Consider the following 9,628-nt stretch of genomic DNA (forward strand, 5'->3'; position numbering starts at 1 on the left):
TTGCTGCGCTCGTGCAGCAGTTCCACGCGCAGTGCATCGGTAAAGCCGCGAATGGCGAATTTGCTCGCGCAATACGGTGCCTGCAACGGAATGGCGCGGTAGGCCAGTGCCGAGCCCACTTGCACGATGGTGCCGCGATTGCGTGGGCGCATGCGCTTGAGTGCAGAGAGCGTGCCGTGCACGGCGCCCAGGTACGTCACTTCGGTGGCGCGGCGGAATTCATCCGCGCTGATCTCGCTGACCGGCGCGAACACAGTGGTCATGGCCGCGTTGATCCAGATGTCGATGGCGCCGAGTTCCTGTTCAATGTGTTCGGCCGCAGCTTCGACCTGCTCCGCATTGGCTACATCGACAGGGATGGGTAGTGCCATGCCACCCAGCTCGCGCACTTCCTTGGCCGCATGTTCCAGTGCAGGGTTGTCGCGCGCGAGCAGGGCGATCCATGCACCCTCGCGCGCAAAGCGGTGTGCGGTGGCGCGGCCGACGCCGGCGGAGGCGCCGGTGATCACCACGACTTCAGGTTTTTTCTTCATGATTAGTCACCCGCATAGGCAATGGTGGAAAGGAGCGCGAGAGCCGCCTGTCGCGAATCCAGTCGCGTGTGCTGCACGACGATGGGAATGTCCGACTCGATCAGGGTGGCGTAATCGGTATCCCGCGGCACGGGTTCCGGATCGGTCAAATCGTTGAAGCGCAGATGCATCGTGCGGCGTGCAGGCACCACGACACGGTACGGGCCGGCCGGTTCGCGCTGCTTGAAATAGAGCGTCAACGTGACCTGTGCGTCCTGATCGTTGGTGTTGAGCATGCAGGCGGATTCATGGCTCATCAGGCGTGGATCATCGTTAGGCGCTTTATCCAGCGGGATATAGCCTTCCGCAATCGCCCAGCAGCGGCTGCCGACGGAACGCGAGGCCATCATCCCATCTCCCCATGCTGCTGTTTGAACAGGGCAAGCCCGGCGTCCGCGTCATAACCCTTGTGCAGCTGCACGGGGGCCTCGGTCATGATCACCTCCATCTGCTTGCGCACGTGTCCTTCCAATAGATGCCCGTCGAAGGTGTTGCCATCGCTGCCGCCGAGTACGGCACGCATGCGGATGTGCGGTTTGCCGTTGCGCAAGGCGATATCGCCGACCAGCGATAGCACCTGGGTGGGATGCGCCACTTGTCGCGGATGGTAAGCGTGCTTTTCCGCATCCAGATAACCCAATACGGCATCCTGCAAGGTGCCGCTGGCGGTGAAGCTGGTGGCGCTCAATAGTTCGCGCCGGGCAAAATCTTCCAGACAGGCATTCACTTCCTCGCCGCTGTCGAGCACGATGGACCAGGTGCGGGAGCCCTGGCCATGACGGATGAGCTGCTGCTGCATGGCGACCTCCTCAAGCATTGACGCGATACGCTTCGATATCCTGCTTTTTCAATGTAAGGCCCAATCCTGCACGCGCGATGTCAACAACCAGTTCGCCGCGGTGCAACGCCGGCAAACCATCGAAGAACATCGATTCGATGCGTGCGTGATCATGAAAATATTCAATGTGCCGCAAACCGGGAACCGCACAACACACGTGTGCGTGAAGATGCGGTGCGCAGTGCGCGGAAATCGGTATGCCGTAAGCTTGCGCCAAGGCGGCTGCCCTGAGAAAACCGGTAAAGCCGCCGCAACGCGTGCCGTCGATCTGCAGCACGTCCACCGCGCCGGCATCGAGCATGCGCGCGAAATACCAGTTGTCCCAACCGTATTCGCCGGCAGCGACGTCGACGTTGTGGCGCACGCGATCGCGGATCAGCCGCAAGCCTTCCAGGTCATCCGAAGAGACCGGTTCTTCGTACCAGTCGACCTTGCATTCGTCGAACGCGTCCATCAGTGTCAGTGCCTGTTTGCGTCCATAGGCGCCGTTGGCGTCGACCATCAGGCGCGTGTCTTCGCCAATCGCTTCGCGCGCTGCGAACACGCGCTTGGGATCCTGTTCCGGATGGGAACCGATTTTCATCTTTACGCGCGGAATGCCGAGTTCCACGTAGCCGGCGAGCTGGGTTTGCAGCTGATCCACCGTATAGGAGGTAAAGCCGCCGCTGCCGTAGACCGGCGCGCCCTCGCGCGCGCGGCCCAGCAAAGTGAGCACGGAAACGCCGAGCAGCTTGGCTTTCAGATCCCACAACGCATGATCGATCGCCGACAACGCCATCATGCCTAGGCCGGGCGTGCCGATGTTGCGCAGGCTGTGATGCATCTTTTGCCACAGGCCTGGGATATCCATCGGATCGGCATCAAGCAGCACGTCGCGCAGTGGTTTGGCGATCAGCGCTGCAGCAGCGCTGTGCGTGTAGGTGTAACCCAGCCCTTCATAGTCGCCGCAACGAATGCTGGCGAGCACGATGGTGGTGGCGTCCCAGCTGATCGTGCCGTCGGCCTCGGGGGCGTCGGTGGGCACGGTATAGGCCGCCGCGTCGACGCGGTCGATTTTGGTGGCGGCGGTGCTCACTGAAGGGACTCTCCAGCGGCACGGAATGAGACGTCGTGTACGGATGACATGACCGCAAAAAGAAAACGCTGATGCGTTTCATCCTGCGCGGGACGGGGTCATGTATGAGTGAATGATGTGATGTGGATATGTGGATGCGGCGTTATGTTGGCGTGCTTTCAAGGACGTGCTTGTGCTGGGGTAGACGCAGGCCGGGATGCAATCCCGGCGCTCTTGTGGTTTTCGATGCTGGGATTGCATCTCAGCCTACAAGTGCATCACTCGCGCGCCAGCGCCTTGTTCACCCGCAACGCAATCAACGTGCACGCCACGCCAGAGAGCAGATACACGCTTACCGCCACCAGCCCGAAGCGCACCGACAACCCAAGCGCTACCAGTGGCGCAAACGCCGCGCCGATCAGCCACGCAAAATCCGACGTCAGGGCGGCGCCGGTATAGCGCATGCGGATTTCGAAGTTGGACGTGACGCTGCCGGCCGCCTGTCCGTACGACAGGCCGAGCAAGCCAAAGCCGATGATGATGAAAGCATCCTGCGCGATCTGGTTGCCGCCCAGCAGCCAGGGCGCGATCAGCGCGAAAATGCCGATGAGCACGGCCGCTGTGCCGAGCGTACTGCGGCGGCCGATGCGGTCGGCGATCACGCCGGAGGCAATGGTGCCGATGATGCCGACCAGCGCGCCGATGATCTGCACGGTAAGCACCGTGCTCACTTCTTGCGTGGTGCCCAGCACGATCCACGACAGCGGGAAGATCGACACCAGGTGGAACAGCGCATAGCTCGCCAGCGCGGCAAACGCGCCGATGAAAATGTTGTAGCCCTGCCGATGCAGCATGTCGATGATGCCGATCGGTTCCAGCTCGCGCTCTTCCATGGCGAGCGTGTATTCCTCCGTCACCACCAGGCGCAGGCGCGCAAACAGCGCCACGACATTGATGGTGAAGGCGACGTAGAAGGGATAGCGCCAGCCCCATTCGATGAAGTCGTCGGTGGCCAGTTCCGTGCGCAGGAACAGGAACAGGCCGCTGGCGATCAGGAAGCCGATCGGTGCGCTGAGTTGCCCCAGCATGGCATACCAGCCGCGCTTTTCCGGTGGCGTGTTGAGCGCGAGCAGGGAGGGCAGGCCATCCCATGAACCACCCTGCGCGACACCCTGCAGGATGCGGAAGAACGTCAGCAGGCCAATGGCCCAGCCGCCAATCGTGGTGTAGCTGGGCAGGAATGCCATGCCGGCGGTGGCGCTGCCGAGCAGGAACATGGCGATGGTGAGCTTGGTGCCGCGGCTCCAGCGCCGCTGCGCGGTCATGAACAGCGTGGTGCCGAGCGGTCGGACGATAAAGGCCAGCGAGAGGATCGCGAACGACAGCAGCATGCCATCCAGCCGGCTCTCGAACGGAAAGAACACGGATGGAAACACCAGCACGCAGGCGATGCCGAACACGAAAAAGTCGAAGTATTCCGCGGTTCGTCCGACGATGACGCCGATGGCGATTTCGCCGGGCGCCAGGCGGGCATGGGCGTGGATGCGCCCGAGGTCTTCCGGGGTCAAGCCGGCGGGTTCGCGCTGATCCTCAAACGTACTGGACATCGTCGTTACTCGGATAGGGATGCGGCGGCCACAGCATGGCACCGTTGTGGCGCCAAGGCTAGGGTGGGCAAGGTGGATTTTTTGTTTGGCAGTCGCCGGAAAGTCTCTGCTCCGTCATTCCATTGGTTCGTAGGCTGGGATGAAATCCCAGCGCTGCTATCCATGATGCTGCTGGGATTTCATCCCAGCCTACGTGGCTGCACGTCCCGCACTGCATGAAGCATTCATGCCCTGACTCGGCATCATGCCGCCCATCATGTCGAGCGACGCCATGCCTCCCGATACGTTCCCCCAAATGGGGGACGCCATCTGCGGTGACAGCTTCCGGTTGTGGATGCATCGACGTGACAGTCGCGTGGCAGCCAGGCGAAATGCCGCAGCTCGGCATGGAACCATTTGCGCACGGCCTATCGATCGGCGTACCTTGTCGACACAGCAGTACCCCCTTCTCATTCGGTTGCGTCGGTCATGTCCATGAAGACTCTCCGCGGACTGCTACTGCTAGCTCTGCTCCTGGCATTGTCGGGCTGCCACACGGTGCTGATGTCGCCGTCCGGTGACGTCGCGCTGCAGCAGCGCAATCTGATCATCACCTCGTTCGTCTTGATGCTGCTGATCGTGGTGCCGGTGATCATTGCCTCGCTCGTGTTCGCCTGGCGATACCGCGCGTCCAACGAAAAGGCGCACTACGATCCGGACTGGGATCACTCCACCATCGTGGAGCTGATGATCTGGTCGGCGCCGTTGCTGATCATCATTGCGCTCGGTGCGATCACCTGGGTGAGCACGCACAAGCTCGATCCCTATCGTCCGCTCGATCGCATCGCGGCCGGCAAGGTGGTGCCGGCGGACGTCAAGCCGCTGGAAGTGGACGTGGTCGCGCTCGACTGGAAGTGGCTTTTCATCTACCCCGAGCAAAACATCGCAGTGGTGAACGAGATGGCAGCACCGGTGGACCGTCCGATTCATTTCAATCTCACCGCCGCCACGGTGATGAACTCGTTCTTCATTCCCGCGCTGGCCGGGCAGATCTATGCCATGCCGGGCATGCAGACCACGCTGCAGGCGGTGATCAACAAACCGGGGGATTACTGGGGCATGTCCGCCAACTACAGCGGCGCGGGCTTCTCGTACATGAACTTCACGTTCCACGGCATGAGCGACGGTGATTTCGACAAATGGGTGGCGCAAGCGAAAAGCCACAGCGATACGCTGGATCACGCCACCTATGTCGCGCTGGAAGCACCCAGCGAAAAGAATCCGGTGCACTACTACGGCAGCGTCACGCCGGGACTCTATCAAACCATCCTCAATCGCTGCGTGGAGCCGGGGCCTTCCTGCATGAACATGCTTCGCATGCCGGGCCCTGGCGGGAATGGTGGTGAAGCATCCGCTTCGTCCGACAGCCATGCAGCGATGCTGATGGCTCATCCACAGTGAACTGAAGCACGGGTGCCGCGATGACTCTTCATTCTCCCGACCTCGGCAAGCTGATTTTCGGGCGCCTGACGCTCGAGGATATCCCTTATCACGAGCCGATCCTGATCTTCACCTTCATCGGCGTGGCGATCGCCGGCATCGCGGTGCTGGGGCTGGTTACCTACTACCGCAAATGGGGTTACCTGTGGAGCGAGTGGTTCACCAGCGTGGACCACAAGAAGATCGGCATCATGTACATCGTGCTGGCGCTGGTCATGCTGCTGCGTGGCTTTGCCGATGCACTGATGATGCGCGGACAGCAAGCCATTGCCTTCGGCGCGCATGAGGGCTATCTGCCTGCGCATCACTACGATCAGGTCTTTACCGCGCACGGCACGATCATGATCTTCTTCGTCGCCATGCCGTTCATCACCGGCCTGATCAATTTCGTGATGCCGTTGCAGATCGGTTCGCGCGACGTCGCCTTCCCTTTTCTCAACAATTTCAGTTTCTGGATGACCGTGGCCGGCGCCTTGCTGGTGATGGCGTCATTGTTCATCGGTGTTTTTGCGCGCACTGGCTGGCTGGCGTATCCGCCGCTGTCGGAGTTGCCAACCAGTCCGGACAGCGGCGTGGATTACTGGATATGGGGGCTGCAGATAGCAGGTGTCGGCACCACCTTGTCGGGCATCAACATGATTGCCACCATCGTAAAGATGCGTGCGCCAGGCATGACCATGATGAAGATGCCGATCTTCACCTGGACCGCCTTGCTGGCGAACGTGCTGATCGTGGCCGCGTTTCCGGTGTTGACTGCCACGCTGGCCTTGCTGACGCTGGATCGCTACGCGGGTACGCACTTCTTCACCACCGATCTGGGCGGCAATTACATGATGTACATCAACCTCATTTGGGTGTGGGGACACCCGGAGGTGTACATCCTGGTGTTGCCGGCATTCGGCGTGTATTCCGAGGTGACGTCCACGTTCTCGCGTAAGCGCCTGTTCGGTTACGCATCGATGGTGTACGCCACGGTGGTGATCGCGGTGCTGTCCTACCTGGTCTGGCTGCACCACTTTTTCACCATGGGTTCGGGTGCCAGCGTCAATTCGTTCTTCGGCATCACGACGATGATCATCTCGATCCCGACGGGCGCGAAGATCTTCAACTGGATGTTCACCATGTACCGCGGACGCATCGTGTACGACGTGCCGATGCTGTGGGTGGTGGCGTTTATCGTGACCTTCGTGATCGGCGGCATGACCGGCGTGCTGCTGGCTGTGCCGCCGGCGGATTTCGAACTGCACAACAGCCTGTTCCTGATTGCGCACTTCCATAACGTGATCATCGGCGGCGTGCTGTTTGGCATGTTTGCCGGCGTCAATTACTGGTTTCCGAAGGCGTTCGGTTTCCGGCTCGATCCGTTCTGGGGCAAGGTCTCGTTCTGGTTCTGGGTGGTTGGGTTCTATTTCGCCTTCATGCCGCTGTATTGGCTGGGCCTGATGGGCGTGACGCGGCGGCTGCGCCACTTCGATGATCCGTCGTTGCAGATCTGGTTCGAGATTGCCGCGTTTGGCGCGGTGCTGATCCTGATCGGCATTGCCGCGATGATCGTGCAGTTTGCGGTAAGCATCATGCGCCGGGAGCAACTGCGCGATACCACCGGCGATCCGTGGCACGGCCGCACTTTGGAATGGTCCACCTCCTCGCCGCCGCCGCCGTACAACTTCGCTTTCACCCCACAGGTGCATGACATCGACACCTGGTGGCAGATGAAGCAGTACAACTGGCGCCGGCCGGTGCAAGGCTTCCTGCCCATCCATATGCCGAAGAACACCGGCACTGGCGTATATCTGGCGGTGCTGAGCCTGATCTTTGGCTTCGCCATGGTCTGGTACATGTGGCTGATCGCGGCGATATCGTTCGTGGCGCTGCTGGCGGTGGCCATCCATCACACCTTCAATTACGACCGCGATTACTACATTCCTGCTGATGAAGTGGGACGTGTCGAAACTGCGCGTGCCGGAGCGTGACGCCGATGACTGACATGACGATGACTGTTAGCGGGGGGAGCGGTGCGGAAGAAGCGTTGCGCTTCCACGTGACCGAAGACCACCATCCGGAAAACGCCACGCTGCTGGGTTTCTGGCTGTACCTGATGAGCGACTGCCTGATCTTCGCGTGTCTGTTCGCCACTTACGGCGTGCTGGGCCGGGAATATGCCGGCGGCCCATCGGCGAAAGAGGTGCTGGAATTGCCGATCGTGGCGGTAAACACCACCTTGCTGCTGTTCTCCTCGATCACGTACGGCTTTGCGGTGCTGGAGATGCAGAACAACCGCCGCGGGCCGATGATGGCGTGGCTGATCATCACGTGGTTGCTGGGTGCCGGCTTTATTGGGCTGGAATTGACCGAGTTCACGCATCTCGTCTCGATCGGTGCAGGACCGGGGCGCAGCGCCTTTCTCTCCTCGTTCTTCACCCTGGTCGGCACGCATGGTCTGCACGTGACGAGCGGCTTGATCTGGATGATCGTGCTGCTGGTGCAAGTTGGGAAGAAAGGCCTGAATGCCGCCAACAAACGCCGGTTGATGTGCCTGTCGATGTTCTGGCATTTCCTCGACGTGGTATGGGTGGGTGTCTTCAGTTTCGTTTATCTGATGGGAGTGCTGGCATGAGCGACCACACCCAGCATGTGCATGACGACGGTCATCACGAACATGCGCACGATGGCGTGGAGCAGATCCACGTCACGCTCAAGGGTTACATGACGGGATTCGTGGCGGCGGCCTTTCTTACCATTCTGCCGTTCTGGCTGGTGATGTCCGGCGCGTTCTCCAAGACCGGCCCGGCCGATGCGTTCATCCTGTTGCTGGCCGCGGTGCAGATCGTGGTGCACATGGTGTATTTCCTGCACTTGAATGCGAAATCCGAGGGCGGCTGGAACATGCTGGCCCTGGTGTTCACCATCGTGCTGGTGGTGATTACGTTGAGTGGATCGATCTGGATCATGTACCACCTCAACCAGAACATGATGCCGTCGATGATGAAGAACGTGCAGAATTTGCCGTGAGAGCGGTTTTCGTAGGCTGGGATGACCATCCCAGCTTTGTTCGTAGTTCGTGATGCTGGGATTGTCATCCCAGCCTACGTTGTCGGGCTTCATGCGATCATTACGCGCATGGCTCCTCAAGATACCTCCTCGTATGACACGCCGCGCGCGCCGCGCGGACCGATTGGCTTGACCGTACTTGGTCTTTTTGCCGTCGCTCTCTTCCTCGGTTTCGTCTCGCTCGGTAACTGGCAAGTCCATCGCCTCGCCTGGAAACGCGCGCTGATCACCCGGGTCGATGCCCGTGTGCGTGCCTCGCCAATTGCAGCGCCAGCACGCGAGCAATGGCCTGCCATCACGGCGGAAAAAGACGAATACCTGCATGTCCGCCTCAACGGCGTGTTTTTGCATGACCAGCAGACCCTGGTATGGACTGCCACCGACGAAGGCAGCGGTTACTGGGTGATGACGCCGCTGCGCCAAGCGGATGGCTCCATCGTGCTGATCAACCGTGGCTTCGCGCCGGTGGATTGGTGCGGACGCGACGGCCATTGCGCACGAGGGCCCAGCGGCGAGGTGACGGTGACGGGTTTGCTGCGCATGCCCGAGCCATCCGGCTTCTTCCGCCACAACGATCCGTCCCGCAACAATTGGTATACGCGCGACGTCACCGCGATCGCCGCCGCGCGCGGTCTACGCGACGTGGCGCCTTACTTCGTGGATGCGGACGCCACGCAAGCCAGCGGCAGCGCATGGCCGGAAGGCGGCAAGACGGTCATCAACTTTCCCAACAACCACCTGAGCTATCTGATTACCTGGTACGCGCTCGCGTTGATGGTGCTGGGGGCGAGTGTTTACGTGGGCTACGACGAATACCGTTTGCGCCGGAATCGAAAATAGCGCGGCACCCCACGGACGTCACTGCTTACGCGGAGATGGCGGTAACAGGTTTTTCGCTCGTCCGCCCTGCGCGCCGAAGAACGTTGCGCGGAAGATCAGGCTCAGCACGGATTCGATGGCGGCATCGGGCAATTCACCCGGCATGCTCATGTTGAAATAAAGCACGCCATCGATCAGGCCCATCATG

General features: G+C 60.7%; 10 protein-coding genes. 5 read left to right on the top strand and 5 right to left on the bottom strand.

Annotated elements, in window-relative coordinates; all coding sequences use genetic code 11:
* The 5 genes from VJR68_RS21670 to VJR68_RS21690 all read right to left on the bottom strand — a co-directional run.
* Nucleotides 1–533 (bottom strand): SDR family oxidoreductase (locus VJR68_RS21670; RefSeq protein WP_324150977.1); only part of this gene is annotated, 533 nt, incomplete at its 3' end.
* Between the two features lie 2 nt (nt 534–535).
* Nucleotides 536–919: a sensory rhodopsin transducer gene (locus VJR68_RS21675; RefSeq protein WP_324150978.1), complete on the bottom strand. Its 384-nt coding sequence runs from the start codon at nt 917–919 to the stop codon at nt 536–538.
* Nucleotides 919–1,371: a PPC domain-containing DNA-binding protein gene (locus tag VJR68_RS21680; RefSeq protein ID WP_324150980.1), complete on the bottom strand. Its 453-nt coding sequence runs from the start codon at nt 1,369–1,371 to the stop codon at nt 919–921. Before VJR68_RS21680 ends, VJR68_RS21675 begins: the two co-directional genes overlap by 1 nt.
* 10 nt (nt 1,372–1,381) lie before the next feature.
* Nucleotides 1,382–2,485, bottom strand: coding sequence for an enolase C-terminal domain-like protein (locus tag VJR68_RS21685; RefSeq protein WP_324150982.1), 1,104 nt, complete (start codon nt 2,483–2,485; stop codon nt 1,382–1,384).
* A 257-nt stretch (nt 2,486–2,742) separates the two neighbouring features.
* The gene (locus VJR68_RS21690; protein WP_324150984.1) at nt 2,743–4,071 is read right to left on the bottom strand and encodes an MFS transporter; all 1,329 of its coding nucleotides are present in this window, start codon (nt 4,069–4,071) and stop codon (nt 2,743–2,745) included.
* A gap of 474 nt (nt 4,072–4,545) precedes the next feature.
* Here VJR68_RS21690 and cyoA point away from each other — a divergent pair, with 474 nt between their 5' ends.
* The 5 genes from cyoA to VJR68_RS21715 all read left to right on the top strand — a co-directional run bounded on the left by cyoA (nt 4,546) and on the right by VJR68_RS21715 (nt 9,441).
* Nucleotides 4,546–5,511, top strand: a complete 966-nt coding sequence (gene cyoA, locus VJR68_RS21695; RefSeq protein ID WP_324150985.1) for a ubiquinol oxidase subunit II — start codon at nt 4,546–4,548, stop codon at nt 5,509–5,511.
* A gap of 53 nt (nt 5,512–5,564) precedes the next feature.
* Complete coding sequence (cyoB, locus tag VJR68_RS21700) at nt 5,565–7,523, top strand: cytochrome o ubiquinol oxidase subunit I (protein ID WP_324150991.1); 1,959 nt, start codon at nt 5,565–5,567, stop codon at nt 7,521–7,523.
* Between the two features lie 5 nt (nt 7,524–7,528).
* Nucleotides 7,529–8,167 (top strand): cytochrome o ubiquinol oxidase subunit III, encoded by a 639-nt coding sequence (gene cyoC, locus VJR68_RS21705; protein ID WP_324150987.1) that lies wholly within the window; start codon nt 7,529–7,531, stop codon nt 8,165–8,167.
* Nucleotides 8,164–8,562 carry a cytochrome o ubiquinol oxidase subunit IV gene (gene cyoD, locus VJR68_RS21710; protein WP_324150988.1) on the top strand — a complete coding sequence of 133 codons (399 nt, stop codon included), beginning with the start codon at nt 8,164–8,166 and terminating at the stop codon, nt 8,560–8,562. Before cyoC ends, cyoD begins: the two co-directional genes overlap by 4 nt.
* A 108-nt stretch (nt 8,563–8,670) precedes the next feature.
* Nucleotides 8,671–9,441: an SURF1 family protein gene (locus VJR68_RS21715; protein WP_324150989.1), complete on the top strand. Its 771-nt coding sequence runs from the start codon at nt 8,671–8,673 to the stop codon at nt 9,439–9,441.
* Nucleotides 9,442–9,628 lie beyond the last annotated feature (187 nt).

Source organism: Dyella sp., assembly GCF_035277725.1.
In the GTDB taxonomy this organism is placed as follows: domain Bacteria; phylum Pseudomonadota; class Gammaproteobacteria; order Xanthomonadales; family Rhodanobacteraceae; genus Dyella_B.